The 24,492-nt window shown below is 66.2% G+C and carries 27 protein-coding genes; 16 read left to right on the forward strand and 11 right to left on the reverse strand.

Features of this window, described 5'->3' with window-relative positions; translation table 11 throughout:
• Positions 1 to 12: 12 nt before the first annotated feature.
• Positions 13 to 1,281, forward strand: a complete 1,269-nt coding sequence (locus AC1DYS_RS20230) for a putative DNA modification/repair radical SAM protein (RefSeq protein WP_477902428.1) — start codon at positions 13 to 15, stop codon at positions 1,279 to 1,281.
• 14 nt (positions 1,282 to 1,295) lie between these two features.
• Entirely contained in the window at positions 1,296 to 2,813 is a 1,518-nt protein-coding gene (locus AC1DYS_RS20235) for a UdgX family uracil-DNA binding protein (RefSeq protein WP_477902430.1), read from the forward strand.
• Between the two features lie 14 nt (positions 2,814 to 2,827).
• On the opposite strand, the gene AC1DYS_RS20240 is transcribed toward AC1DYS_RS20235, so the two are convergent.
• The 7 genes from AC1DYS_RS20240 to AC1DYS_RS20270 all read right to left on the reverse strand — a co-directional run bounded on the left by AC1DYS_RS20240 (position 2,828) and on the right by AC1DYS_RS20270 (position 10,415).
• Positions 2,828 to 4,057 (reverse strand): PepSY-associated TM helix domain-containing protein, encoded by a 1,230-nt coding sequence (locus tag AC1DYS_RS20240; RefSeq protein ID WP_477902432.1) that lies wholly within the window; start codon positions 4,055 to 4,057, stop codon positions 2,828 to 2,830.
• 38 nt (positions 4,058 to 4,095) lie between these two features.
• Complete coding sequence (locus AC1DYS_RS20245; protein ID WP_477902434.1) at positions 4,096 to 6,330, reverse strand: TonB-dependent siderophore receptor; 2,235 nt, start codon at positions 6,328 to 6,330, stop codon at positions 4,096 to 4,098.
• Between the two features lie 40 nt (positions 6,331 to 6,370).
• Positions 6,371 to 7,723, reverse strand: a complete 1,353-nt coding sequence (locus AC1DYS_RS20250) for a DUF2325 domain-containing protein (RefSeq protein WP_477902436.1) — start codon at positions 7,721 to 7,723, stop codon at positions 6,371 to 6,373.
• Between the two features lie 14 nt (positions 7,724 to 7,737).
• Positions 7,738 to 7,989 (reverse strand): hypothetical protein, encoded by a 252-nt coding sequence (locus AC1DYS_RS20255; RefSeq protein ID WP_477902438.1) that lies wholly within the window; start codon positions 7,987 to 7,989, stop codon positions 7,738 to 7,740.
• A gap of 18 nt (positions 7,990 to 8,007) precedes the next feature.
• On the reverse strand, positions 8,008 to 8,601 hold the full coding sequence (locus tag AC1DYS_RS20260; RefSeq protein ID WP_477902440.1) for a DUF3501 family protein: 594 nt from the start codon (positions 8,599 to 8,601) through the stop codon (positions 8,008 to 8,010).
• A gap of 347 nt (positions 8,602 to 8,948) precedes the next feature.
• Positions 8,949 to 9,722, reverse strand: a complete 774-nt coding sequence (locus tag AC1DYS_RS20265; protein ID WP_477902442.1) for a tetratricopeptide repeat protein — start codon at positions 9,720 to 9,722, stop codon at positions 8,949 to 8,951.
• A gap of 18 nt (positions 9,723 to 9,740) precedes the next feature.
• The gene (locus AC1DYS_RS20270) at positions 9,741 to 10,415 is read right to left on the reverse strand and encodes a TetR/AcrR family transcriptional regulator (RefSeq protein ID WP_477902444.1); all 675 of its coding nucleotides are present in this window, start codon (positions 10,413 to 10,415) and stop codon (positions 9,741 to 9,743) included.
• A gap of 114 nt (positions 10,416 to 10,529) precedes the next feature.
• On the opposite strand from AC1DYS_RS20270, the gene AC1DYS_RS20275 reads away from it, so the two are divergent.
• The 3 genes from AC1DYS_RS20275 to AC1DYS_RS20285 are packed head-to-tail and all read left to right on the forward strand — an operon-like array spanning position 10,530 to position 12,499.
• A complete protein-coding gene (locus AC1DYS_RS20275; protein ID WP_477902446.1) occupies positions 10,530 to 11,465 on the forward strand; it encodes an ABC transporter ATP-binding protein in 936 nt (311 codons plus the stop codon).
• Positions 11,462 to 12,229, forward strand: a complete 768-nt coding sequence (locus tag AC1DYS_RS20280; protein ID WP_477902448.1) for an ABC transporter permease — start codon at positions 11,462 to 11,464, stop codon at positions 12,227 to 12,229. Before AC1DYS_RS20275 ends, AC1DYS_RS20280 begins: the two co-directional genes overlap by 4 nt.
• Positions 12,230 to 12,244: 15 nt before the next feature.
• Positions 12,245 to 12,499 carry a BolA family protein gene (locus AC1DYS_RS20285; protein WP_477902450.1) on the forward strand — a complete coding sequence of 85 codons (255 nt, stop codon included), beginning with the start codon at positions 12,245 to 12,247 and terminating at the stop codon, positions 12,497 to 12,499.
• Here AC1DYS_RS20285 and AC1DYS_RS20290 read toward each other — a convergent pair.
• Positions 12,478 to 14,226, reverse strand: a complete 1,749-nt coding sequence (locus AC1DYS_RS20290; RefSeq protein ID WP_477902452.1) for a RecQ family ATP-dependent DNA helicase — start codon at positions 14,224 to 14,226, stop codon at positions 12,478 to 12,480. The genes AC1DYS_RS20285 and AC1DYS_RS20290 overlap by 22 nt on opposite strands.
• The gene (locus tag AC1DYS_RS20295; RefSeq protein WP_477902454.1) at positions 14,216 to 14,407 is read right to left on the reverse strand and encodes a DUF3606 domain-containing protein; all 192 of its coding nucleotides are present in this window, start codon (positions 14,405 to 14,407) and stop codon (positions 14,216 to 14,218) included. The genes AC1DYS_RS20290 and AC1DYS_RS20295 overlap by 11 nt, the downstream gene beginning before the upstream one ends.
• A 253-nt stretch (positions 14,408 to 14,660) precedes the next feature.
• Here AC1DYS_RS20295 and murA point away from each other — a divergent pair, with 253 nt between their 5' ends.
• The 11 genes from murA (at position 14,661) to AC1DYS_RS20350 (ending at position 23,366) form a co-directional block, all read left to right on the forward strand.
• Positions 14,661 to 15,920 (forward strand): UDP-N-acetylglucosamine 1-carboxyvinyltransferase, encoded by a 1,260-nt coding sequence (gene murA / locus AC1DYS_RS20300; protein ID WP_477902456.1) that lies wholly within the window; start codon positions 14,661 to 14,663, stop codon positions 15,918 to 15,920.
• Complete coding sequence (hisG, locus tag AC1DYS_RS20305) at positions 15,917 to 16,561, forward strand: ATP phosphoribosyltransferase (RefSeq protein WP_477902458.1); 645 nt, start codon at positions 15,917 to 15,919, stop codon at positions 16,559 to 16,561. Before murA ends, hisG begins: the two co-directional genes overlap by 4 nt.
• A gap of 26 nt (positions 16,562 to 16,587) precedes the next feature.
• Entirely contained in the window at positions 16,588 to 17,901 is a 1,314-nt protein-coding gene (gene hisD, locus AC1DYS_RS20310; protein WP_477902460.1) for a histidinol dehydrogenase, read from the forward strand.
• A gap of 17 nt (positions 17,902 to 17,918) precedes the next feature.
• Positions 17,919 to 18,995, forward strand: coding sequence for a histidinol-phosphate transaminase (gene hisC / locus AC1DYS_RS20315; RefSeq protein ID WP_477902462.1), 1,077 nt, complete (start codon positions 17,919 to 17,921; stop codon positions 18,993 to 18,995).
• Positions 18,992 to 19,585 carry an imidazoleglycerol-phosphate dehydratase HisB gene (gene hisB / locus AC1DYS_RS20320; RefSeq protein ID WP_477902464.1) on the forward strand — a complete coding sequence of 198 codons (594 nt, stop codon included), beginning with the start codon at positions 18,992 to 18,994 and terminating at the stop codon, positions 19,583 to 19,585. The genes hisC and hisB overlap by 4 nt, the downstream gene beginning before the upstream one ends.
• A gap of 84 nt (positions 19,586 to 19,669) precedes the next feature.
• Positions 19,670 to 20,317, forward strand: coding sequence for an imidazole glycerol phosphate synthase subunit HisH (hisH, locus tag AC1DYS_RS20325; protein WP_477902466.1), 648 nt, complete (start codon positions 19,670 to 19,672; stop codon positions 20,315 to 20,317).
• Between the two features lie 95 nt (positions 20,318 to 20,412).
• Complete coding sequence (hisA, locus tag AC1DYS_RS20330; RefSeq protein WP_477902468.1) at positions 20,413 to 21,159, forward strand: 1-(5-phosphoribosyl)-5-[(5-phosphoribosylamino)methylideneamino]imidazole-4-carboxamide isomerase; 747 nt, start codon at positions 20,413 to 20,415, stop codon at positions 21,157 to 21,159.
• Positions 21,160 to 21,174: 15 nt separating this feature from the next.
• Positions 21,175 to 21,936, forward strand: a complete 762-nt coding sequence (gene hisF / locus AC1DYS_RS20335; protein WP_477902470.1) for an imidazole glycerol phosphate synthase subunit HisF — start codon at positions 21,175 to 21,177, stop codon at positions 21,934 to 21,936.
• On the forward strand, positions 21,933 to 22,556 hold the full coding sequence (gene rsmD, locus AC1DYS_RS20340; protein ID WP_477902472.1) for a 16S rRNA (guanine(966)-N(2))-methyltransferase RsmD: 624 nt from the start codon (positions 21,933 to 21,935) through the stop codon (positions 22,554 to 22,556). Before hisF ends, rsmD begins: the two co-directional genes overlap by 4 nt.
• Before the next feature lie 35 nt (positions 22,557 to 22,591).
• Complete coding sequence (coaD, locus tag AC1DYS_RS20345) at positions 22,592 to 23,098, forward strand: pantetheine-phosphate adenylyltransferase (RefSeq protein ID WP_477902474.1); 507 nt, start codon at positions 22,592 to 22,594, stop codon at positions 23,096 to 23,098.
• Positions 23,099 to 23,114: 16 nt separating this feature from the next.
• A complete protein-coding gene (locus tag AC1DYS_RS20350) occupies positions 23,115 to 23,366 on the forward strand; it encodes a YfhL family 4Fe-4S dicluster ferredoxin (RefSeq protein WP_477902476.1) in 252 nt (83 codons plus the stop codon).
• On the opposite strand, the gene AC1DYS_RS20355 is transcribed toward AC1DYS_RS20350, so the two are convergent.
• Positions 23,363 to 23,779 carry a DUF4124 domain-containing protein gene (locus tag AC1DYS_RS20355; protein ID WP_477902478.1) on the reverse strand — a complete coding sequence of 139 codons (417 nt, stop codon included), beginning with the start codon at positions 23,777 to 23,779 and terminating at the stop codon, positions 23,363 to 23,365. The genes AC1DYS_RS20350 and AC1DYS_RS20355 overlap by 4 nt on opposite strands.
• The gene (gene pth / locus AC1DYS_RS20360) at positions 23,776 to 24,411 is read right to left on the reverse strand and encodes an aminoacyl-tRNA hydrolase (protein WP_477902480.1); all 636 of its coding nucleotides are present in this window, start codon (positions 24,409 to 24,411) and stop codon (positions 23,776 to 23,778) included. Before pth ends, AC1DYS_RS20355 begins: the two co-directional genes overlap by 4 nt.
• Positions 24,412 to 24,492 lie beyond the last annotated feature (81 nt).

Here is a 24,492-nt window from a genome sequence, read left to right on the forward strand (position 1 = left end):
TATATTTGTACAGTGAACATCCAGCGCAAGCTCGCCATCCTCGCTGACGCCGCCAAGTACGACGCCTCGTGCGCCTCCAGCGGTACGAGCACGCGTGATTCCGTCGGCGGGCGCGGCATCGGTTCGACCGAAGGTTCGGGTATCTGCCACAGCTACGCGCCCGATGGCCGTTGCATCTCGCTGCTGAAGATCCTGCTCACCAATTTCTGCCAGTACGACTGCCTGTATTGCGTCAACCGCGTCACGAGCAACGTGCCGCGTGCGCGTTTCTCGGTCGACGAAGTCGTGTCGCTCACGCTCGATTTCTATCGGCGCAACTGCATCGAAGGCCTGTTCCTCAGCTCGGGGATCATCCGCAACCCCGACTACACGATGGAGCAGGTGGTCGAGGTGGCGCGCGTGTTGCGCGAGGAGCACGACTTTCGCGGCTACATCCACCTGAAGACGATTCCCGATGCGTCGGCTGAACTGCTGCAGCGCGCCGGCCGTTATGCCGACCGCCTGAGCATCAACATCGAGCTGCCCACCGAGCAAGGACTTGCGGCGCTCGCACCGGAGAAAGACGGCCCCGCCATCAAGCGCTCGATGGCCCGTTTGCGTGTGCACATCGACGACGCCCGCAGTGCGGCGAAGGAAGCGGAGTCGCCGCGCATCGTCTCGCTGCCCAAGGCGTCTCCGCAGCGCGCCACACCGCCGCGTTTTGCACCCGCCGGCCAGAGCACGCAGATGATCGTCGGTGCCGATGCGACGGATGACCGAACGATCCTCGCGACCAGCGCCAACCTGTACGGCGCCTACGGGCTGCGGCGGGTCTACTACTCGGCCTTCAGCCCCATCCCGGATGCTGCTGCGTCGCTGCCGCTGAAGGCGCCGCCCTTGGTGCGCGAGCACCGGCTTTACCAAGCCGACTGGCTGATTCGCTTCTACGGGTTCGCCCACGACGAAATCGTGCCGTCAAATGCATCAAGCAGCGGCATGCTGTCGCTTGACGTCGACCCGAAGCTCGCTTGGGCGCTGGCGCACGGCGAGCGCTTCCCGGTCGACCTGAACACCGCGCCGAAAGAGATGCTGCTGCGCGTGCCTGGCCTGGGTGCCAAGACAGTCGACCGCCTGCTTGCCGCCCGCCGCGTGCGCCGCCTGCGCAGCGACGATCTCTCGAGCTTGCGCGTGCCGCTCGCCAAGGTCATGCCTTTTGTGTTGCTGCCCGATCACCGGCCAGGTCGCACGCCGCCCATCGCCGAGGCGGCTCCGCAACAGGCCTCGCTCTTTCCGGGTCTCTAGCTCCGACATCGGCGATGAGCCAGCGCACGGTCGTTCTCGCCGGTGACGCCGACTGGCCTGGGTTCCGCAGCCACGCCCGCGCGTTGCTTGCACAGCAGGTGCCGCCGGAAGCCGTGACATGGCATACGCAGGCTGCAGCCGCCGAAGACCTGTTCGCCGACACCGTTGCCGCCGCAGTCGACGTGGCGTACACGCAAGCCACCACCCCGTCGGCCGAACCCCCAAGCGTGCCGCCCTGGTTCATGGCGTTGTGCGAAAGCGCCGTGCTTCACCGCGACCCGGGTCGCTTCGGCCTGCTCTATCGCCTGCTGTGGCGGCTGGCGCACGAGCCAGCGTTGCGCGAAGACGCGCTCGATGCCGACCGCATGCGAGCCGAGCTCATGGCACGTGCCGTTCGACGGGACCTGCACAAGATGACGGCCTTCGTGCGCTTCCGCGTGCTGCCGGGCGAAGAAGGCGCGGCCGCCTTGCACGTGGCCTGGTTCGAACCCGAGCACCACATCGTCGAAGCGGTGGCGCCCTTCTTCATGCGCCGCTTCACGCAGATGCGCTGGGCCATCTTCACGCCCGAGCGGAGCGTTCGATGGGACGGCGAGAGGCTGGAATTTGGCCCCGGTGGCAGGCGTGATGACGCACCGCCCGCCGATGCCGGCGAAGCGCTGTGGCTCACCTACTACCGCCACATCTTCAACCCCGCGCGCCTCAAGCTCGCGATGATGTGCAAGGAGATGCCGCTCAAGTACTGGCACAACCTTCCCGAGGCCGAACTCATCAGCCCACTGGCAACGCAGGCTTTGCTGCTTACCGGCCGAATGATCGAAGCGCCCGCCACAATGACCCGACGGCGCATCGCAGCCGGTGCGCAGCAACCGCCGAAGGAGACCGACGTGAGCGAGTCGCATCCCTTGCAGCTGCCCGACGATCCCAAGAAAGCGCTGGCCCTGTTGCGCGCGGCCACCGACCGCTGCCGCGCCTGCCCGCTGGGCGAGCACGCCACGCAATCGGTCTTCGGTGAAGGCCCGGTCGGTGCCACGCTGATGTTGGTGGGCGAGCAGCCTGGCGACCAGGAAGACCTGCAAGGCCGGCCTTTCGTCGGCCCGGCCGGCCGCTTGCTGGACCGCGCCATCGCTCAGCTCGGCTGGGAGCGCGAGCGGCTCTACGTGACCAATGCGGTCAAGCACTTCAAGTACGAGCTGCGCGGCAAGCGCCGCATCCACAAGACGCCTGCCCAACGCGAGGCCGCCGCCTGCCTGCACTGGCTGGAAAGCGAGATTGACCAGGTAAAGCCGCAGGCACTCGTTGCCCTCGGCGCCACGGCGGCGCGCTCACTGCTGGGCCGGCCGGCTGCGGTGATGCGTGAGCGCGGGCAGTGGCACGAAGGCCTGCACGGCTTGCAGGTGCTGGTCACGCTGCACCCCTCGGCCCTGCTGCGTGGCGACCCGGCCGAGCACGAAGCGGCCTTTGCGCAGTGGCTGCAAGACTTGTCGATGGCAAGTGAGCTGTTCGGCAAGCCGGTGCGCCGCCACCGCTAGGGGCAAACCGCGAATCAGGTCGCCAGGTCCGTCGCCGTAAAGCGCTTGGCTGGCGTGGCCAGCTGCACCTGTTGTTGCACACGCGCCCGCCGCTTGCGCGCCCAGATCAGCACGCCGGTGACACTCAGCATTGCGATCACCACGCCCATGACCGACATCATCACTCGCCCGGTGACGCCGATGATGCGACCCGAGTGCAGCGGGAACATGCTCTGCAGGAAGATGTCGCCGGCGCTGCCGGTGCCCGGCACATCGTGGCCTGCCGGTGCGCCGGTGCGCGAGTCGAAATACAGCCACGGGTTGCCCAGGCCACCGTCGCCATGGCCGTTATGCACCTCGAAGAAGCCCACGCCGACGATGCCGAAATCGGGCGAGACGAAGAGGCCACCGGCCGGCTGCGTCCAGCCGCGGCGCAAGGCCTCGGCACGGGCCTGATCGATCACCCGCTCGTTCGACACCGAGGGTTCGATCGGCTGCGTCGGCGGTGCCGGCACGCGGCTCGCGAATGGTGAAGGTGTCAGATCGGAGAACACCGACACCACCGGCCGCAGCACCTGCTCTCGCAGGTTCATGCTGACCGAGGTGATGGCGAGCATCAGCACCAGCAAGTAGACCCACATGGCGCCGGAGCGGTGCAGGTCGAAGGTCATCTTGTGGCCGCCGCTCTTCCAGCGGAAGGCAAACGAGCGCCGCCATGCACGCCAGTTCGGGAACGAGATCCACAGCGCGACCAGCGTGTCGACCACCCAGGCGATCGCGATCAAGCCCATGAACCACATGCCGAACTCGATGCCGTAGCCCTCGGGGATGTGCATGCTGTAGTGCAGCTTGTACAGAAAGGGCAGCAGGTTCTCGCGCGTCAGCGAGACCTTGCCCCACTCGCGCTTGCCTTGGATCTCGCCGGTGGCGGGGTCGAGCGCGATCTGGTTGTAGCCGGGCTCGAAGAGCTGGCCGGTTTTGGGGTCGACACGCGGCGAGACGGACGCGGTGAAGGTGTGGCCCGGCTCCACATCGAGCGGCATGTAGGTGACACGCACGCGCGGGTCGGCCGCTTCGATGCGTTTCGCGAGCTCCAGCGCGGGCAGCGGCGTGCCGGCCGTGCGCGCCTGGTACAGGTGGGGGTTCAGCCACTCATCGAGTTCGTGGTCCCACGAGATCACCGCACCCGTGGCCCCGGCGATGAAAAGGAACAAGGCGGCGGTGAGACCGAACCAGCGGTGAAGTCGGACGAAAAGGGGGCGCATGGAAAACCTCCGCGAGGGCAATGATTTCGGAGCCGCGATCACCAGCGGTAGGCGACCGACAGGACGGCCTTGCGTTCATTGCCGAACCAGCAGTCGCCGCGCTCGAGACAAGTGGCGATGTAGGTCTTGTCGGTCAGGTTGCTGACGTTGAATGCCAGCCGCCACGGGCCGCGGTCGTAGGCCAGCAGCAGGTCGAGCAGCGTGACCGAGGGCACGGTGTTGTTACCGGTGCCGTCGCTGGTCTCGCCGGCGTAGCGCACGCCGAGGCCGGCCTTGAAGCCCGGCAGGCCGTAGGCGCCGAACTTGTGGGTGGCCCACACCGCCGCCGAGTGCTTCGGGATGCCCGACAGCTGCTGGCCGAGGTACTTCACATCATTGCCGACGGCGGTCTGCTGTGCGTCCATGTAGGTGTAGCTGCTGACCAGCTCCCAGGCACGCAGGTTGGCGGTGGCTTCGAGCTCGAAGCCCTTCACCGTGACCTCGCCGCTCTGCACTTGCAAGTTCGGGTTGTCAGCGGTCGGTGCAGACATCACCCGGTTCTTCTCCTTCAATTCGTAGACCGCCGCCGCAGCCGTGACGCCGGTGTCGGCCGGCGACCACTTCACACCAGCCTCGACCTGCTTGCCCCGCTTGGGTTTAAACGTCTGTTCGCTCGACGGTGCGACCGGCTCGAAGGATTCGGAATAGCTCGCATACGGCGACCAGCCGCCATCGGCCAGGTAGACGAGGCCGAGGTTCGTCGAGGTGGCCGAGTCACGCGCTTTCGTGACCGCGTCAGGGTCTGTGGGCGTGCTGGCCACCGAGTCGGTCTTCACACGGTCGTGACGAATCCCCACGACACCCACCCATCGCGCGTCGAACTTGATCTGGTCCTGCAGCAACAGGCCGAACTGCCTCATCCGCGTGGTCGTCACGTTGGCGTCTGCGTCGTTGCTGGCTGGCTCGGGGAAGCTGCCGTACACGGGGTTGTAGACGTCGAGCGGCGTGGCCACGCCGTCGCCCCACGACTTTGCCTGGCCGTTCGAGTGCATCGCATCGACGCCGACCAACACGGTGTGCTGCATGCCGCCGAGCTTCAGCTTGCCTTCGAAGAGCAGATCGCCGTTGGTGATGCGGGCCGTGTCGTTGGTGGAGTACCAGAGGCGGTTCAGGTAGGTGCCGTTGGGGTCAGCGGCGCCGGTGGCGTCTACGAAGCCATCCCACCAGTTGGCATACATGCTGCGCATCTTCCCTTCTATGCGGTCGTGGCGCAGGTTCTGGCGCAGCGTCCAGTCATCGCTCAGTCGCTGCTCGAACTGGTAGCCCACGCGCTTGCGCGTGCCGCCGTAGGTGTCCCAGTCGGGCTCGCCGATGAAGGTGCTGCTCGGGATGGGGCCGTTCGGCGCTGGCCGCAGCGTACCGACGATCGGAAAGAAGCCGTTGGTGTTGCCGGACTCGTCTTTCTGGTATTCGGCGTAGGCCGTAAGCGAGGTGTCGGCGTTCGGCTTCCAGCTGAGCGACGGCGCGATGAACTGACGGTCGTCGAACGCGTGGTCGACCTGGGTGCCGCTGTCCTTGTAGAGGCCGACCAGCCGGTACTGCAGTGTGCCTTCGGTGTTCAGCGCGCCGCCGAAGTCGGCAGCCACCTGCTTGCGGTCGTTGTTGCCGAACTGGACGGAGATCTCGCGCAGCGATTCCGCCTGCGGCCGCTTGGAGACCATGTTGACCACGCCGCCCGGGCCGTTCTGCCCGGCGATTACCGAGGCCGGCCCACGCAGCACTTCGACACGCTCGAACGCGTAGGGTTCGTTGCGCACCACGCCGTACCAGCCGGTCAATGGCACGCGCAACCCGTCCAGCAAGACTGAGCCTTCGCTGCCGCCGCGCAGCGAGAACCAGTCGCCGCGGTTATCCAGGCCGTACATCTCCGAGCGCACGCCGGCGGTGTAGCGCAGCGCCTCCTGCATGGTCTGGGCGTTCTGGTCCTTGATCTGGTCGGCTGTGATGACCGAGATGGACTGCGGCACTTCGTTGAGCGGCGTGTCCGTCTTGGTGGCGGTGGTGCTGCGCTTGGCGCGGTAGCCCGTGACCGGGCCCGTGCCTGTTTCGTTGTCGGCCGCGGCTTTCACCTTCACCGCCGGCAGCGTGGTCTCGGGGGCGGATGCCGCCTCGGCAGGGGCTGCGGGCGCGGCGGTCTGGGCGTGTGCCGTGCTGGCCATCGCAACGAGCGCGGCGCTCGTGATCAGTGCCCGTGAATGGCGACGAGCCTCCTTGGGAGGTGTTCTATTTTTCATGTGCGCTTTGGCTGTTCTGTTGCGGTCGGGAAGGAAGGGATCAGGGCGGGGCTTCGATCGCGGTGACCGGCACTGGCACCAGCTGCAGCAGCGCGCGCTTGAGTCCCGCACTGCTTGGGCTTTCGACGAAGACGCAGCGTTTGCCGGTGCGCTTGCAGTGGTCCTTCACGCGCCAGTAGGCGTCGTGGCTGATGCAGCCGGTCTGGCAGATCACGAGGTCGGCAGCGGCGAGCGTGGAGTCGAGCTTCGCGGGGCTGTCTTCTTCGCCGCCGTCGTGGTGCAGAAAGCGCCCGCCGGTGCGCTCGATCAGGTGCCGGTAGACCGGTACGCTGGCGGGCCGGCCGCCGACGCAGAGCACGGCCTGGTCGTCGAAGCGGGCCGCAGGGCTGATGCCGGCCAGCAGCGGCTCGGCGGTGGCGGCGTCGCGGCGCTGCAGCTCGGCTGCGAGTTCGTCGGCACGGCGGCGCTGGCGCTCGGCCTCCTGCTGGGCCTGCAGCAGCGTGCGCTCCAGCTGGTGCAGGCGCTCGATCTGGCGTTCGCTTTCACGCGCCAGCTCGAAGCGGCTCTTCAGGCCGGGGGCGGCGGCCTCCAGTGTCTGCAGGTCTTCGCGCAGCGAGGCGATGATGGTGTCGCGACCGATGAGCTGAGCGCGCAGCTGCACGATCTGCGTCTGCTGGGTCTCGCTGCGCTGGCGGTATTCGTCGGCCTGTCGCGTGCTGCGCTGCTGCGCGGCGGCCATCTCGCGGGCCAGCACCGCGTTCTCGTCGATCAGGTTCTCGAAGTGCTGCAGGCCGACGCGGCGCGCCATGCCGACTTGGTGCTGCAGCATGTGCACTTCGCCGAGCACCTGGTGTTCGAGCGCCGGTGTGCAACGCGCGTGAGTCAGCGTGGCCCAGAAGGCACCGGCCAGGTCCTTGCCATGCGAGGCCTCATGCCACCAGGTGGCGAGCGCCTCGGTGGTCTTGGCCTTGGCGGCCTGGCGCAGTGGCAGCATGCAGCGCCGGTCGAGCTCGCGCTGCACCGCTTCGGCGACGGGCGTGCGCAGGCGGCACTCGGCGATCACGCCGCAGTGCAGCTCGTAGTCGTCGGCCACCGCCTGGCCTTCGAGCACCTTGCCGACCAGGCGGCGCAGCGCGGCGATCGGCAGGCACACGCCGACGACCGGGCAGTGTGCGTGGCTGTCGAGCTCCCACAGCCGGCGGCGGCGCGAGCCGGTGGGCGATGACGACGCCCATGCGTCCGCGTTGCGGCCGCCGCCCCCCGCGGGGGTCAAGGAAGCTTGGGGCGGCCCGGCGCTTCCTTGGGACGGGTTGATCGTCAGAACGGTGGCGCCGGTGTCGAGGACAGCCTGGCGCACCAGGGTCTCGAGTTGGTTGGGGTCGGGTTTGCACATGCGTGGGTTCCGGTTCAATGCACCGGCGGTGCGTCCATGGACGACGGCGGCTGCAGGGCGGCCTGGATGGCGGGGTCGCCGTCGAGGCGGCGCTGCGCGAAATTGAGCATGCCGAGCAGCTCGCGAAAGGCCGCGGGTTCGAAGCGCAGGCTCATGTAGTGCAGGGTGATGGTGACCACGCCGCAGGAACAGGTCGACACGTTGCCGACCTCGCTCTGGGCGAGCGGAAGGCTCTGGCCGTGGGGATGGGCGTGTGCATGGTTCATGAGCATGGGCCTCCGTGTTCAGTCGTGGTGGACCGAGGTCAGGTCGCAGCGCAAGCGCTCCATCGTGGCGAGGGGTATCAGTCGGCGAAAGGCGTACTGGTCGTGCGCGCAGCCGAGCGTGGCGCCGGCGCCGGCCAGCAGGGCAATGCGCAGCGGCGCAGGGAACTGGAAGCGCAGGAAGTGCACAGCCGATGGCCGCGCGAGGTGGCGGTCGGGCAGGTCTTCGTTTGCCAGTGCGAACACGCGTGGGTGTCGCGGCAGCTCGATGTACAGGCGGTGGGCGGCTTCGTTGAGGTGCGGCAGTTCACGCTCGCGCTCTTGCGCGTCGGGCAGCTCGATCATCAGCGTGGCCTTCCAACTGCTGCCGTCGGGAAGCAGGTGGGCGTAGGTGTCGATCTCGTGCTGTGCGTCGTCGAGGTCGTCAACGCGCTCGGCGTGCAGCACTTCCTGGATTTGATAGCGCACCGTCTGCTCGTCTTCGAACTGCAGGCGCATGCAGGGACCGAGCGACAGGCTGCGTTCGCGGCGGTACGTGATGAGGCGCTGCTTGTGGTTGCGCCGGTCGAGGCTGTAGGTCTTCAGGCTCATCAGGGTGTGTGCCGTGATGTTCATGAGCCGTGAGCCGACTGCTGCCGGGCATGCGCTTCGCCCGCGGTACGCGTGATGTGGATGGCCATCGTCCGGTCTGTGAGTTCTTTTCAGAAAGCACGGCTGGCGACATGGCTGGCGTATGCGCGGCCCGGTAACGAAAGGAGGGCAGAGGCCCGATCAGCCTGGAGAGGCGCTCGTTCGTTTCAGGGTGAGGCGACTCTAATGCGAATGGTTCGCATTTGCAAGGCTATTGCCGCCCCGGCCGTGGGGCGATGGGGAGTCGCAAGTGGGCAAGCCGTGGCAGCTGCGGCGCCACGGCCTTCGGTCAGTGCAGAACCAGCAGACGCCCGGCTCTGCGCGAGTGACGTTCAGTCTTCGAGTTCGGCCTTGGCCATCTCGACGTCAAGCCGCTCCATCGCATCCAGCGGTTCGCAGGCCGCTGCGTCCGCATAGAGCTTCTCGGCTTCCTTCATCTTCTTGTCGCCTTCGAGCATGACCAGCCCGTTCGCGTACTCGACCATCGCGATCGCCGACGTGGGGTTGAGCTTGAGCGCGGTCTTGAACATCGTGAGCCCGGCATCCTTGCTGGCCCCTTGCGTGCGGCCGAGCAGCGAGCCCACCTTGTCGATCACCTCGGCGTGGAAGGCACCGAGCGTGATGTGCGCATCGGCATGCTTGGGCTGCAGCTTGATGGCGGTCTCGAGCGCGCCCTTGACCTTGCTGCCCAGGCCCTGCGCCAAGGCTTTCGCCACGCTGATGCCCTGGCTGTAGCGGCCGAGCGCGTAGGCGATCTGATAGTGCGCGTTGGCGTTCTTTGGGTCTTCGGCGGCCTGTGCTTCAGCGCGGCCGGCCACTTCGAGGAAGAGCGCGAACTTGTTCTTCTCGCTCTTCTCCAGGTAGTTGGCGTAGATGGACTGCGCCTTGTTGGCCACGGTGATGCCCGCGCCGCCGATCTTCAATCCGGCCTCCGTGGCCTTCTGGAATTCGCCGGCGTGGAACAGCGCCCAGGCGGCCAGCACCTTGTCGTCCTTGGGCAGCGGCTCGGCATCGCCGGCATGCAGCCGCGCCCACTTCTTCTTCAGCGTGGCGGCGTCGTAGAGGTAGTCGTCTGCGTCGTACGGGAAGGCGGTCCACTTGGCCATGGTTTTGTCTCCTTGAGGTCAGGGCTTCGGGTCAGGCTTTTTGTAGTGGCCGACCAACCCGAGCAGGTGCTCGCGCTGGTTGGCTTCGAGGTAAGGCATCAACAGGCTGAGCACGTGGAAGGCGCCGCGCAGCAGCGCCGAGCCCGCACTTTCGGGCTCGAGCGCATTGCGCGGGTCGCGCACGTATTCGTAGCTCAGCCAGTAGGTCAGCACCACCACCATGGCCGTGGCCACCGGTTCGGCCTCGCGGCTGGCGATGTGCAAGGCGTTGCCGCGCGACAGGCCGTTGAGCACACCCTGCACGGCATGCGACTTGTTCTTCAGCACCAGCTGGAACTGCGTCTCCAGCTTGCGGTTCTTGCTGAGCAGGTCGTTCAGGTCGCGGTACAGGAAGCGGTACTTCCAGATCAGCTCGAACAGCATGTGGAAGAAGAGCCAGGCGTCTTCGACGTTGCGCACGTCGTCGGCCGCATGCAGCAGCTGGGTCAGGGCTTCTTCGTAGCGGGTGAAGAGCGAGTTGATCAGCTCGTCCTTCGCGGGGTAGTGGTAGTAGAGATTGCCCGGGCTGATGTTGAGCTCGGCCGAGATCAGCGTGGTGGACACATTGGGTTCACCGAAGCGGTTGAACAGCTCCAGCGTCACTTCCAGAATGCGCTCGGCAGTGCGCCGTGGCTTCTTCGGGGGAGGGGCCATGTTGTCTCGAATCTCGTTTGTCTTTGCGGCGAATCTAGCACCGCGCAAGCCTGCCGCAGGGGCTTGGCCGGCGGCCAGCGAGAAAAGAACCGCCTGCCTACAATCGCGCCCTTCATGCCAGCCATCTCGTTCCAGAACGTCAGCAAGACCTACTCTGCCGCAGGCCGCGAGGTGCGGGCCCTGGACGGTGTGAGCTTCGACATCGAGCCCGGCGAGTTCTTCGGCCTGCTCGGCCCCAACGGTGCCGGCAAGACCACGCTGATCAGCATCCTCGCCGGCCTCACGCGTGCCACCGGCGGCAATGTGTCGGTGCTGGGGCACGACGTCGTCACCGACTACGCCACCGCCCGCCGCAGCCTCGGCATCGTGCCGCAGGAGCTGGTGTTCGACCCCTTCTTCAGCGTGCGCGAGGCGCTGGTCATCCAGAGCGGCTACTTCGGGGTGCGCAACAACGGTGCCTGGATCGACGAGCTGCTGCAGGGCCTGGGCCTGGCCGACAAGGCCAATGCCAACATGCGCCAGCTCTCCGGCGGCATGAAGCGCCGCGTGCTGGTGGCGCAGGCGCTGGTGCACAAGCCGCCGGTGATCGTGCTCGACGAACCCACGGCGGGTGTCGACGTGGAGCTGCGCCAGACGCTGTGGCAGTTCGTCGCCAGGCTCAACAAGCAGGGCCACACGGTGCTGCTGACCACGCACTACCTCGAAGAAGCCGAAGCGCTGTGCGGCCGCATCGCGATGCTCAAGCAGGGCAAGGTGGTGGCACTCGACCGCACCTCGGCGCTGCTGGCCGGCACCGCGAGCACGATGATGCGCTTCAAGCTCGACACGCCGCTGCCGCCCGAACTCGCAGCACACGCGCGTGTGACGGGCCGCATCGTTCAGGTCACCACACACGATGCCGCCGAGGTCGAACAGGTGCTTGCCACCTTGCGCGCCGCAGGCTGTCAACCCGAAGACCTCGAGATCGGCCGTGCCGACCTGGAGGACGTGTTCCTCGAGATCATGCAGGGCCCCCCGGTGACCATCGATCAAGTGAAGGTGGCGGTATGACGGCGATGTTGTCAGGCGCACGAACGCTGCTCTACAAGGAGATGCTCCGCTTCTGGAAGGTGAGCTTCCAGACCGTGGCCGCGCCGGTGTTGACAGCCATGCTGTACCTGCTCATCTTCGGCCACGTGCTCGAGGGCCGGGTGAAGGTGTTCGGCGAGGTCGGCTACACGAGTTTCCTGATTCCTGGTCTCGTGATGATGAGCGTGCTGCAGAACGCGTTCGCCAACAGCAGCTCCTCGCTCATTCAAAGCAAGATCACCGGCAACCTGGTGTTCCTGCTGGTCACGCCGCTGAGCCACTGGGCGTGGTTCGTGGCCTACGTGGGCGCATCGGTGGTGCGCGGCGTGGTCGTCGGCTCGGGCGTGATGCTGGTCACCGTGTGGTTCGCACCGCTGTCCATCGCCAACCCGCTGTGGATCATCGTCTTCGCGCTGGCCGGTGCCGCGATGATGGGCGCGCTGGGCCTGGTGGCCGGGCTGTGGGCCGAGAAGTTCGACCAGATTGCGGCCTTCCAGAACTTCATCATCATGCCGATGACGTTTCTCTCCGGCGTGTTCTATTCGATCAAGTCGCTGCCGCCGTTCTGGCAGGCCCTGAGCCACCTGAACCCGTTCTTCTACATGATCGACGGCTTCCGGCATGGCTTCTTCGGCACCAGCGATGTGTCGCCCTGGCTCAGCCTCGCGATCGTCGCAACCAGCCTGGCGCTGGTGTGTGCCTTGTGCTTGCACTTGCTGCGCATCGGCTACAAGATTCGCTCGTAACCTGACTCATCCCACATGGCCTCCGACCCCACCCCTGCCCAAGTTCGCGACTACATCGAGCGCGGGCTGGTTTGCCAGCACGTCGAGGTCGAAGGCGATGGGCGCCACTTCTTTGCCACCATCGTTTGCGCCGAGTTCGAAGGCCTGAGCCGCGTGGCCCGGCACCAGCGGGTGTACGCAGCGCTGGGCGACCGCATGCGTGAAGAGATCCATGCGCTGTCGATGAAGGTGTTGACCCCCGCCGAGCATCAGCGCGCGGCCGGTGGCTGACCGGCCTTGCGCCGGGCCGCTGCGCGGCTCACCCATTCCGGCAAGAAGCAGCGCTGCTCGCCGTTCTTGAATTCGACGGTGACCGACAACGCGTCGGCCGCCGTCACCACGCCCAACCCGTAGCGCCGCACGCGCACGGCGTCGCCCACCGAAAAGGCAGCCCGTGACGTGCTGGCGCCGGCATCGGGCTCGGCTTCTTCTTGCTGCGCCTGCGCGGCGAGCGCTTCTTGCAGATGCCAGGCGATCCGTGCGCAGTTGTCGCACCCGCCGCACTGGCTGAAGCCTTCGGGCAATGCGCCGAAGTGCTGGAGCAGCACCTTCCAGCGGCACCAGCCGGTCTGTGCGTAGAACACCATCTGTTCGAGAAGCGCCTGGTCTTCGGCGCGCTTGTTTTCATAGGCCGAGCCCAGGGCCGCCAGCGCGGCTGGGTCCAGGCCACGGCGCACAAGGCGGATCTGGCCTGCCCGGTCTCGCTCGGCAATGCGCTGGCGCCGCAGCAGGCTCAGGGCCACCTGCAATTTGGCGCGCGGGCGCTGCATCGCTTGCTGCAAGCTTGACAAATCCCAGGCCTCGCCTTCGGTGGGTGGCTCGTGGAGCTGTCGGTACAGAGCGGTGGTGTCTTCCTCGGCCGGATAGCGGTGGGCCAGGAAGAACTGCTGCACGGCCTTGTCGCTGCGAAGAAAGAGCAGGGTGCAGTGCGCTGTTTCGCCGTCGCGCCCGGCGCGGCCCGACTCCTGGTAGTAAGCGTCGAGCCCCGAGGGCATCTGGTAGTGCAGCACGAAGCGCAGGTCGGCCTTGTCGATGCCCAGGCCGAATGCGTTGGTGGCGACCATCACGCGCGTCTGGCCCTCCATGAACCCGTTCTGCACTGCCTCGCGCTGGCGCGCGGCCAGCCGGCCGTGGTACAGGCCGACCGATTCGCCGGCCTCCTTCAGTGCGGCGTGCACGGCCGTCGCGGCTTTCACCGTGGCGGTGTAGACGATGCCGGAGCCGGCCGTCTCCTTGACGTGTGCGAGCGTGCGAGCCAGCTTGTCGTCCTCGCGAGTGACCTGCTCGACGCGGTAGTGCAGGTTGGGGCGGTAGGTGCCGGTGTTGACGATGCCGGTGCGAGGGATGCCGAGCTGCTGCGCGATGTCGTCGGCCACCGAGTCGATGGCGGTGGCCGTGAGCGCCAGCACGGTGGGGCGGCCGAGTGCCGGCAACGTCGGGCCGATCTCGAGGAATGCCGGCCGGAAGTCGTGGCCCCAGTGCGAAATGCAATGCGCTTCGTCCACCACCAGCAGCGCGGTGGCGTGCGTTCGCAGCAAGGCCTGGCACTCCGCCTCGGCCAGCCGTTCGGGCGTGACGAAGACGATGCGCGCCGAGCCATCGGCCACGGCGGCTTCGGCGGCGCGCACCGTGTCGGCATCGAGCGCGCTGTTCAGTTGCACGGCCGGGATGCCGAGGGCGCCCAGGTGGTCGCACTGGTCTTTCATCAGTGCGATCAGCGGCGACACCACGATCGTGCGGCCTTCGAGCAGCAGGGCGGGCAGCTGGTAGCACAGCGATTTTCCGGCTCCGGTGGGCATCAGCGCGAGCGTGGGCTGGCCGGCGAGCACGCGCTCGATCACCTGGCGCTGGCCCGGCCGCAGCTCCTTCAGTCCGAAGGTGCCGCTGAGCGCCCGCTGGATGCGCTGCGGCGTCGAAAGCGATCGCGACCGCGATTCGCCGCGGGCACTAGCCGGCACCGGCGCTGCCGCCCTGGTTCAGGAGTTGTTCCTTGACCGCTGCCGGGTTGTCGCCTGCGGCTTTGACGGCCTCGGCAAGCTGCTCCGCCGTGATGCCGAAATGCTCGCACCACTGCTTCACGGCAGCGGGGTCGCCGAGGTTGACTCGTTCGGGCAGGCGTGGGGCAGGGTCAGCGCTCATGATCGTTCTGGACGTGAGATGTGGGTGATAGGGCAGGGCAATCGGCGGGCCACATGGGCTTTGCCTGCGGGCGATAGAATCGCTGCTCCTTCCCGTGCTGCTGCAATGACCTTGTTGTCCCCTCTCGAAGGCGCTGCGCTCTCGTCACGACGGGCCCGCCACCACCACTGAACGACAGCCGGCGCCATCGCGGCTGGCCGGTTCCCATTGCGGAATCGGTGTTGTGGTGGTTCGGCGCTCTGCACACAAGCTCATGGACAAACTTCTGATTCGCGGCGGCCGTCGGCTCCAGGGTGAACTCACCATCTCGGGCGCCAAGAACGCGGCGTTGCCTGAACTCTGCGCAGCCCTGCTGACCGCCGAGCCGGTCACGCTCACCAACGTGCCGCGCCTGCAGGACGTCAACACCACCCTCAAGCTGCTGCGCATGCTGGGCGTGCCGGCCGAGCGCAGCGAGGCGCAGCCCGAGCTCGTGTCGATCAGCGCGGCCAACGTCAGTTCGCGCGAAGCGACCTACGACCTGGTGAAGACCATGCGGGCGTCCATCCTCGTGCTGGGACCCCTGCTGTCGCGCTTCGGCGAGGCCAAGGTCTCGCTGCCGGGCGGCTGCGCCATCGGTTCGCGCCCGGTCGACCAGCACATCAAGGGCATGCAGGCGATGGGCGCCGAAATCACCGTCGAGCACGGCTACATCCTCGCCCGCGCCAAGCGCTTGAAGGGCGCCCGCATCACCACCGACATGGTGACCGTGACCGGTACCGAAAACCTGCTGATGGCCGCCACGCTGGCCGATGGCGAAACGGTGCTCGAGAATGCAGCGCAGGAGCCCGAGGTGCTCGACTTGGCCGAAATGTTGATTGGCATGGGCGCCCGGATCGAAGGCCACGGCACCAGCAAGATCCGCATCCAGGGTGTCGACGCGCTGCACGGCGTGAACCATCGCATCGTGCCCGATCGCATCGAGACCGGCACCTTCCTGTGCGCGGTGGCCGCGGCTGGTGGCGATGTGATCTTGCGCCGCGCGCGCGCCGACCACCTCGACGCGGTGATCGACAAGCTGCGTGAAGCCGGCGCCACCATCGAATGCGGCGACGACTGGATCCGCGTGACGAACGACAAGCGCCCGCGCGCGGTTGGATTTCGCACCAGCGAATACCCCGCCTTCCCGACTGACATGCAGGCGCAGTTCATGGCGCTGAATTGCATTGCAAGCGGGACAGCCAAAGTGACCGAGACCATCTTCGAGAACCGCTTCATGCACGTGAATGAACTCGTTCGCCTGGGCGCGAAGATCGAGGTCGATGGACACACCGCGGTGGTGACGGGTGTGCCGCAGTTGTCAGGCGCCACCGTGATGGCGACCGATCTGCGCGCATCGGCCAGTCTGGTCATCGGTGGCCTGGTGGCCGATGGCGAGACGGTGGTCGAGCGCATCTACCACCTGGACCGTGGCTACGACCAGATGGAAGCCAAGCTGCGCTCCATCGGCGCCGACATCGAGCGCGTGAAATGACAATCACACTGGCCCTGTCCAAAGGACGCATCTTCGAAGAGACCTTGCCGCTGCTCAAAGCGGCCGGCATCGAGGTGCTCGAAGACCCCGAAAAGTCGCGCAAGCTGATCATCGGCACGACACGCCCCGATGTGCGCGTGGTGCTGGTGCGTGCCACCGACGTGCCGACCTATGTGCAGTACGGCGGAGCCGACCTCGGCGTGGCCGGCAAGGACATCCTGCTCGAGCACGGTGGCCAAGGCCTGTACCAGCCGCTGGACCTGCGCATCGCCAAGTGCCGCATGAGCGTCGCCGTGCGCGATGACTTCGATTACGCCGCTGCGGTGAAGCAAGGCTCGCGTTTGCGCGTGGCCACCAAGTACACCAGCTGCGCGCGCGATCACTTCGCCGACAAGGGCGTGCACGTCGACGTGATCAAGCTCTACGGTTCGATGGAACTCGCGCCGTTGACCGGCCTGGCCGATGCCATCGTCGACCTCGTGTCGACCGGCAGCACGCTGAAGGCGAACCACCTGGTCGAGGTCGAGCAGATCATGCAGATCTCGGCCCGCCTGGTCGTGAACCAGGCGGCGCTCAAGCTCAAGCGCGAACCCATTCGCCAGATCATCGATGCCTTTGCATCGGCCATTCCTGAGTCCTAAGTCCTGATACCCAGTGCCGTGATGCCATGACCGTCAACATCCGTCAGCTCGCAACGACCGCCGCCGATTTCGAAGCCGAGTTCCAGCGCGTACTGCACTGGTCGGCCGAGACCGACCATGCGATCGAAGAGCGCGTGGCTGCGATCCTCGAAGACGTGCGCGCGCGTGGCGACGCGGCCGTACTGGAGTACACGCAGCGCTTCGACGGCCTGGCGGCTGACTCGGTTGCCGCCCTGGAGATCACGCAGGCCGAGCTGCAGGCGGCGCTCTCCGCCATCACGCCGGCTCAGCGCCAGGCGCTCGAAGCCGCCGCCGAGCGGGTGCGCGACTACCACCAGCGCCAGCTCGACGCCTGCGGCCGCTCGTGGAGCTACCGCGATGCAGATGGAACCCTGCTGGGCCAGAAGGTCACGCCGCTCGATCGCGTGGGCATTTACGTTCCCGGTGGCAAGGCCGCCTACCCGTCCAGTGTGCTGATGAATGCCGTACCGGCCAAGGTGGCCGGCGTGGGCGAGATCATCATGGTCGTGCCTACGCCCAAGGGCGAGCGCAATGCGATGGTGCTGGCCGCTGCCGCCATCGCGGGCGTGGACCGCGCGTTCACGCTCGGCGGCGCGCAAGCCGTGGCCGCACTGGCGTATGGCACGGCCACCGTGCCGGCGGTCGACAAGATCACCGGCCCGGGTAATGCGTATGTGGCCAGTGCCAAGCGGCGCGTGTTCGGCAAAGTCGGCATCGACATGATTGCCGGCCCCAGCGAAATTCTTGTGCTCGCTGATGGGACCACACCCGCCGACTGGGTCGCGATGGACCTGTTCAGCCAGGCCGAACACGACGAGTTGGCGCAGAGCATCCTGCTGTGCCCCGATGCCGGCTACATCGCCGAGGTGAAGGCCGCCATCGACCGCTTGCTGGCCGACATGCCGCGACGTGACGTGATCCGCGCCTCGCTCGAAGGCCGCGGTGCACTGATCCACACGCGTTCGATGGAAGAGGCTTGCGCCATCAGCAACCGCATTGCACCCGAGCACCTGGAGGTGAGTTCGAAAGACGCGCACCGCTGGGAGCCGCTTTTGAAGCACGCCGGCGCCATCTTCCTTGGCGCCTTCACCAGCGAGAGCCTGGGCGACTACTGCGCCGGGCCGAACCATGTGCTGCCAACCTCGGGCACGGCGCGTTTCTCGTCGCCGCTGGGTGTGTACGACTTCCAGAAGCGCAGCAGCCTCATCGAGGTGAGCGAAGAGGGTGCGCAGAAGCTGGGCGTGATCGCTGCCGAGCTGGCGTACGGCGAAGGCCTGCAGGCGCATGCGCGCGCGGCAGAGATGCGGCTCAAGCGCTGATTTGTTCGAAGGCCGACATGTCACTCTCCCCGCTCATCGCCCGCTACATCCGCCAGGACGTTCAGTCCATGCACGGCTACGCCATCCAGCCCAGCGCCGGCATGGTCAAGCTGGATGCGATGGAGAACCCGTTCCCGCTGCCCGAGGCCTTGCGACACGAGCTGGGCAAGCGGCTGGCCAACGTGGCGATCAACCGCTACCCGGGTGCGCGCATCGACGACCTGCGAGCCGCGCTGGCCCGCTACGTCAACTTACCGGAAGGCTACGACCTGATCCTCGGCAATGGGTCCGACGAGATCATCACGCTGCTGAGCATGGCCTGCGACGTGCCTGGAGCCAAGGTGCTGGCTCCTGTGCCGGGCTTCGTGATGTACGACATGTCGGCGCGCTTGCAGGGTGTGCAGTTCGTCGGTGTGCCGTTGACGGCCGATTTCGAGTTGGACGAGGCCGCGATGCTCGCCGCCATCGTCGAGCACCAGCCGGCCATCGTCTACATCGCGTACCCCAACAACCCGACGGCGAACCTGTTCGACGATGCGGTGATCGAGAAGATCATCTCGGCCGCGCCGGGCCTGGTGGTGTTCGACGAGGCCTACCAGCCTTTCGCATCGCGCAGCTACATGGACCGCGTCACCGGCCATGACAAGGTGCTCATCATGCGCACGCTCAGCAAGTTCGGCCTGGCTGGCGTGCGCCTGGGCTACCTGCTCGGCCCGAAGGCGCTGGTGGCCGAGATCGACAAGGTGCGCCCACCCTACAACGTGAGCGTGCTCAACGCCGAAGCGGCGCTGTTTGCGCTGGAGCATGCCGACGAGTTTGCGCGCCAGGCCGCCGTGCTGCGCAGCGAGCGCACGCGGCTCATCGCGGCATTGAAGGCGATGCCGGGTGTGACGCCTTTCCCCAGCGAGGCCAACATGGTCCTCACCCGTGTGCCGGACTCCGCTGCGTTGTTCGAAGCACTGAAGCAGCGCCGCGTGCTGGTGAAGAACGTGTCCAAGCTGCACCCGCTGCTGGCAAACTGCCTGCGCCTGACCGTGGGCACGCCGGAAGAAAACGACCTGATGATTCGAGCGCTGAAAGAGAGCCTGTCATGACCGACCGCAAGGGCGACGTCACCCGCAACACCAATGAGACGAAGATCCGTGTGGCCATCAACCTCGATGGCACCGGCGTGGCCAAGCTCGCGACCGGCATCGGTTTCTTCGACCACATGCTCGACCAGATCGCACGCCACGGCCTGATCGACCTGGAGATCGATGCCCAGGGTGACTTGCATATCGACGGCCACCACACAGTCGAAGACGTTGGCATCACGCTCGGCCAGGCGATGGCGCAGGCGGTGGGCGACAAGAAGGGGCTGCGCCGCTACGGCCACGCCTATGTGCCGCTCGATGAAGCGCTGTCGCGCGTGGTGATCGACTTCTCGGGCCGGCCGGGGCTGCACATGCGTGTCGATTTCAAGAGCGGCATGATCGGTGCGCTCGACACGCAACTCGTCTACGAATTCTTCCAGGGCTTCTCGAACCACGCCGGCGTGACGCTGCATATCGACAACCTCGAAGGCGACAACGCGCATCACCAGTGCGAGACGATCTTCAAGGCCTTCGCGCGGGCACTGCGCATGGCGCTAGAGATCGATCCACGGGCATCTGGCGTTATTCCTTCGACCAAAGGCAGTCTTTGACATGAGCGCCGCGCTGGGCCGCCCCAAGCAAGCGAGTATCCCCTCGGGGGATCGCTTGATGTATTCATCGGGCGAGGGGCTGACATGACCAGGACCGTGGCCGTCGTCGATTACGGAAGTGGCAATCTGCGTTCCGTTTCGCAAGCCGTGATGCATGTGGCTCGGGGCAGCGGGGTCGACGTGGTCGTTACCTCGCGGCCCGATGAGGTGTATGCGGCAGAGCGTGTCGTGCTGCCCGGCCAGGGCGCCTTACCTGATTGCATGCGGGAACTGCAACAGTCCGGCCTGCAAGAGGCGGTGCTCGATGCTGCGGCTCGCAAGCCTCTGATGGGCGTGTGCATCGGCATGCAGATGCTACTGACGCGCAGCGAAGAAGGCCCCGCTGACGGGCTCGGCCTCATCCCGGGCGAAGTGATTCGTTTCCAGCTGCAAGGCCAATTGCAGCCCGATGGCAGCCGCTTCAAGGTGCCGCAGATGGGCTGGAACCAGGTGGTCCAGGCGCGCCCCCATCCGCTTTGGGAGGGCGTGCCCGACTCCGCGTACTTCTATTTCGTGCACAGTTTTTATGCGCGGCCGTCCGACCCGCGCCACAGCGTGGGCGAAACGGACTACGGCACCCGCTTTACCTGCGCGCTGGCACGAGATAACATTTTCGCCACACAGTTCCACCCCGAGAAGAGCGCCGAGCACGGGCTCGCGCTCTACCGCAACTTCCTCTACTGGAAACCCTGACCGCACCTTTGCGTTGATGCGCCGTCTACTGCGTCATCTCTTGCGTCATCTCGGGCATTCCCCCTTCCTCATCTTCCAACACATCTGACTCGGCCATGCTGCTGATCCCTGCAATTGACCTGAAAGATGGCCAGTGCGTGCGCCTGAAACAGGGCGACATGGCCGACTCCACCACCTTCGGTGACGACCCGGCCGCAATGGCCAGACGATGGGTCGATGCCGGCGCGCGGCGCCTGCACCTGGTCGACCTCAACGGCGCCTTTGCCGGCAAGCCGGTGAACGAGGTGGCGATCAAGGCCATCCTCGCCGAGGTGGGCGACGAGATTCCGGTGCAGCTGGGTGGTGGCATCCGCGACCTCGACACCATCGAGCGCTACCTCGACGACGGCCTCAGCTTCATCATCGTCGGCACGGCCGCGGTGAAGAGCCCGGGCTTCCTGAAGGATGCCTGCAGCGCGTTCGGTGGCCACATCATCGTGGGCCTCGACGCCAAGGACGGCAAGGTCGCGACCGATGGCTGGAGCAAGCTGACCGGCCACGAAGTGATCGACCTGGCCAAGAAGTTCGAGGACTACGGAGTCGAAGGCGTGATCTACACCGACATCGGCCGCGACGGCATGCTCACCGGCATCAACATCGAGGCCACGGTGAAGCTGGCGCAGGCGCTCAGCATTCCGGTGTTTGCCTCGGGCGGGTTGTCGAACATCGCTGACATCGAAAAACTCTGCGCCGTCGAAGGCGAGGGCATCGAAGGCGTGATCTGCGGCAGGGCTATCTACACCGGTGCACTCGACTTCGCATTGGCGCAGACGCGCGCCGATGAACTCAACGGCGCCGCGTAGCGTCCGAAAGCCTGCATGCTCGCCAAACGCATCATTCCCTGCCTCGACGTGACCGGCGGGCGGGTCGTCAAGGGCGTCAACTTCGTCGAACTGCGCGATGCCGGTGACCCGGTGGAGATTGCCGCCCGCTACAACGAGCAGGGTGCCGACGAACTCACTTTCCTCGACATCACCGCCACCAGCGATGGCCGCGACCTCATCTTGCCGATCATCGAGGCGGTGGCGTCTCAGGTATTCATTCCGCTGACGGTGGGCGGTGGCGTGCGCACCGTCGAAGACGTGCGGCGCTTGTTGAATGCGGGTGCGGACAAGGTCAGCTTCAATTCGGCCGCCGTGGCCAACCCCCAGGTGATCCGCGATGCGTCGCAGAAATATGGCGCGCAATGCATCGTCGTCGCCATCGACGCGAAGGGCCGCGCCGATGGCTCGGGCTGGGACGTTTACACCCATGGCGGGCGCAAGAACACCGGCATCGACGCGGTCGCGTGGGCCAGGCAGATGGCCGAGTACGGTGCGGGCGAGATCCTGCTGACCAGCATGGACCGCGACGGCACGAAGATCGGCTTCAACCTGCCGCTCACGCGCGCGGTCAGCGATGCGGTCGACATCCCGGTGATCGCGTCAGGTGGCGTCGGCAACCTCGAGCATCTGGTCGAAGGCATCCAGCAAGGCGGTGCCGATGCCGTGCTGGCCGCCAGCATCTTCCACTACGGCGAACACACGGTGGGCGAAGCCAAGGCCTTGATGGCGAGCCGCGGCATTCCGATCCGGCAATGACATCTCAGCCGCGGGCCGAGCGCCGGGCCGCATCCAAACCAGCTGCCCGCGGGGCCTCGCATGAGCTGCGCATCATTGGCGGTCAGTGGAAGCGCAGCAAGTTGCCGGTGGCCGATGCGCCGGGTCTGCGCCCTACGCCGGATCGCGTTCGCGAAACGCTCTTCAACTGGCTGGGGCAGGACCTCGATGGCTGGCGTTGCCTCGATGCGTTTGCCGGCAGCGGTGCGCTGGGCTTCGAAGCGGCATCGCGCGGCGCGGCCGAAGTCACGCTGATCGAACGCGACTCGAAACTGGTTCGTGGGTTGCGTGCCGTACAAGAACGATTGAAGGCCGCCGAGACCGTGCGCGTCGAAGCCGCCGACGCCTTGGCCTGGATGGCGCGCAGCGCGCCCGACCGCTTCGATCTGGTGTTCATCGATCCGCCCTTCGACGCCGATCTGTTCGTGCCGGCGTTGAGAGCGGCTGTGCGCGTCGTCGTGCCGAGCGGGGTCATCTACCTGGAAGCGAGTCGATCCTTTGTCGACGACCCTTTGCTGGCCGAACTCGGTTTGCGCTTGCATCGCCATGGGCGGGCTGGGGCCGTGCACTTCCACCTGATCCAGCGGGCTGAGCCCGGCTAAACTGCCCTCAACCCCGTGCCGCTGAAGGAAGCCCTTTGACCTCCGTGACCCGCCTCACCGCCGTCTACCCTGGCACCTTCGATCCGATGACGCTCGGCCACGAAGACCTGATGCGCCGCGCGAGCCGCCTGTTCGAGCGGCTGATTCTTGCGGTAGCAACTGGCCATCACAAGCGCACGATGTTCTCGCTCGCCGAGCGCCTGGAGATCGCACAGGAACTTGCAGTCAAGCACCCCAATGTGGAAGTGATTGCCTTCGACGGCCTGCTCAGCGATTTCGTCATGAGCCATGGCGGCAAGGTCGTGGTGCGCGGCCTGCGCGCCGTCAGCGACTTCGAGTACGAGTTCCAGATGGCCGGCATGAACCGCACGCTGATGCCCAAGGTGGAGACCGTGTTCCTCACGCCCAGCGATCAGTTCCAGTTCGTTTCGGGCACCTTCGTGCGCGAGATTGCCACCTTGAAGGGTGATGTTTCCAAGTTTGTGTCACCTTCGGTCCTGAAGCGCCTGCAATCGCGTGTCGCAGCGACAGCGGGCGACTGAGGTGGATGGAGATCCTGTGGCGCTGCTGATCACCGACGAATGCATCAACTGCGATGTCTGCGAGCCCGAGTGCCCGAATCAGGCCATCTCTCTGGGTGTGCAGATCTACGAGATCAACCCTGACAAGTGCACCGAGTGCGTGGGCCATTTCGATGAGCCGCAGTGCGTGCAGGTGTGCCCGGTGAGCTGCATTCCGGTTGATCCACAGCACGTGGAGTCGAAAGAGACACTGTGGGAGAAGTACCGGCGCCTGCAGGCAGCCGCTTAGGAACGACTCTTGGCTTTCTTGGCCGGCGCGGGCGCGATGGCCTTGAAATCATCGCTGGCTTGCTCGGTTTTCGGCTTCTTCTTTTTCGACGCCTTGGCCTTGGATTTTGAAGCGACCGGCTCTGTGRCAGGCGCCGCCTTGCCACCGATCTTTCCCGGCGCAGCGGGCTTGCCAGCTTCACGGTCCAGCCGTTCCTGCTCGAGTGCGTCGCTGCGCACCTGGTCGTCGCGAGCCCGGGCTTGAGCGGCAGCGCGTTGAGTGGCGCTGCGTTCGTCGCTGACATCCACCGCACGGCCTTGCGGGCAGGGTGATTGCGAGTAGACCCGGCCATCAGGCCCGCAGCGGTAGACCGTTTGGGCTTGCAGGCTGCTGCCGATGCAGAGAAGGCCCATCATCAGGACGAGTGCTTTCACGGTTTCGGCTCCGCAGGTAGCCCTTCAGGCCTCGGCGGCTTCGGGCGAGGTGGCTTGGCGTTGATCTTCATCATCGCGCGCTCCATCTCGCCGGCCAGGATGAGGTCTAGCGCGGGCAACGTCTTCGCGATGGAGTCGTGGATGGCCTCGCGGTGTGCCGGCGTGGGTTTGCGCAGCACGTAGTCCACCACCTCGGCCTTGACGCCAGGGTGGCCGATGCCCAGGCGCAGCCGCCAGTAATCGGGCGTGCCGAGTTGGGCATGGATATCGCGCAAGCCGTTGTGCCCTGCATGGCCTCCGCCGCGCTTGATCTTCACCTGGCCCGGCATGAGGTCGAGCTCGTCGTGCGCGACCAGGATCTCTTCGGGGGCGATCTTGAAGAAGCGCGCCAGCGCCGCCACCGATTTTCCGGAGAGGTTCATGTACGTCTGCGGCTCGAGCAGCCACAGCGGCCCGTCGCGTCCCGGCGACGCCGCGTTGAGACGGGCCACCAGCCCGAAGTAGCTGCGCTCGGGCGTGAGCGAGGTCTTGAGTTGCCGCGCCACGGCATCGATCCACCAGAACCCGGCGTTGTGGTTCGTGGCTTCGTATTCGGGCCCGGGGTTGCCGAGGCCAACAAGCAGTCGAATCATGATCTCGCGGATTATCCCGGTGGGCAGGCATCCAGGCAGCCCCACCGAGGTGGGAGACGTGACAGATAGGGACGAAAAAAA

The organism is Rhizobacter sp. P2_G4, assembly GCF_056403575.1.

Coding starts and splice junctions, on each gene's coding strand:
- AC1DYS_RS20270 (WP_477902444.1), bottom strand. CDS start 10,415: ATGGCCCCTCCCCCGAAGAAGCCACGGCGCACTGCCGAGCGCATTCTG.
- hisB (WP_477902464.1), top strand. CDS start 18,992: ATGACCGACCGCAAGGGCGACGTCACCCGCAACACCAATGAGACGAAG.
- hisH (WP_477902466.1), top strand. CDS start 19,670: ATGACCAGGACCGTGGCCGTCGTCGATTACGGAAGTGGCAATCTGCGT.
- hisC (WP_477902462.1), top strand. CDS start 17,919: ATGTCACTCTCCCCGCTCATCGCCCGCTACATCCGCCAGGACGTTCAG.
- AC1DYS_RS20265 (WP_477902442.1), bottom strand. CDS start 9,722: ATGGCCAAGTGGACCGCCTTCCCGTACGACGCAGACGACTACCTCTAC.
- murA (WP_477902456.1), top strand. CDS start 14,661: ATGGACAAACTTCTGATTCGCGGCGGCCGTCGGCTCCAGGGTGAACTC.
- AC1DYS_RS20240 (WP_477902432.1), bottom strand. CDS start 4,057: ATGCGCCCCCTTTTCGTCCGACTTCACCGCTGGTTCGGTCTCACCGCC.
- AC1DYS_RS20295 (WP_477902454.1), bottom strand. CDS start 14,407: ATGAGCGCTGACCCTGCCCCACGCCTGCCCGAACGAGTCAACCTCGGC.
- rsmD (WP_477902472.1), top strand. CDS start 21,933: ATGACATCTCAGCCGCGGGCCGAGCGCCGGGCCGCATCCAAACCAGCT.
- hisF (WP_477902470.1), top strand. CDS start 21,175: ATGCTCGCCAAACGCATCATTCCCTGCCTCGACGTGACCGGCGGGCGG.
- pth (WP_477902480.1), bottom strand. CDS start 24,411: ATGATTCGACTGCTTGTTGGCCTCGGCAACCCCGGGCCCGAATACGAA.
- AC1DYS_RS20275 (WP_477902446.1), top strand. CDS start 10,530: ATGCCAGCCATCTCGTTCCAGAACGTCAGCAAGACCTACTCTGCCGCA.
- AC1DYS_RS20245 (WP_477902434.1), bottom strand. CDS start 6,330: ATGAAAAATAGAACACCTCCCAAGGAGGCTCGTCGCCATTCACGGGCA.
- hisD (WP_477902460.1), top strand. CDS start 16,588: ATGACCGTCAACATCCGTCAGCTCGCAACGACCGCCGCCGATTTCGAA.
- AC1DYS_RS20235 (WP_477902430.1), top strand. CDS start 1,296: ATGAGCCAGCGCACGGTCGTTCTCGCCGGTGACGCCGACTGGCCTGGG.
- AC1DYS_RS20285 (WP_477902450.1), top strand. CDS start 12,245: ATGGCCTCCGACCCCACCCCTGCCCAAGTTCGCGACTACATCGAGCGC.
- AC1DYS_RS20260 (WP_477902440.1), bottom strand. CDS start 8,601: ATGAACATCACGGCACACACCCTGATGAGCCTGAAGACCTACAGCCTC.
- AC1DYS_RS20250 (WP_477902436.1), bottom strand. CDS start 7,723: ATGTGCAAACCCGACCCCAACCAACTCGAGACCCTGGTGCGCCAGGCT.
- hisA (WP_477902468.1), top strand. CDS start 20,413: ATGCTGCTGATCCCTGCAATTGACCTGAAAGATGGCCAGTGCGTGCGC.
- AC1DYS_RS20255 (WP_477902438.1), bottom strand. CDS start 7,989: ATGAACCATGCACACGCCCATCCCCACGGCCAGAGCCTTCCGCTCGCC.
- AC1DYS_RS20280 (WP_477902448.1), top strand. CDS start 11,462: ATGACGGCGATGTTGTCAGGCGCACGAACGCTGCTCTACAAGGAGATG.
- hisG (WP_477902458.1), top strand. CDS start 15,917: ATGACAATCACACTGGCCCTGTCCAAAGGACGCATCTTCGAAGAGACC.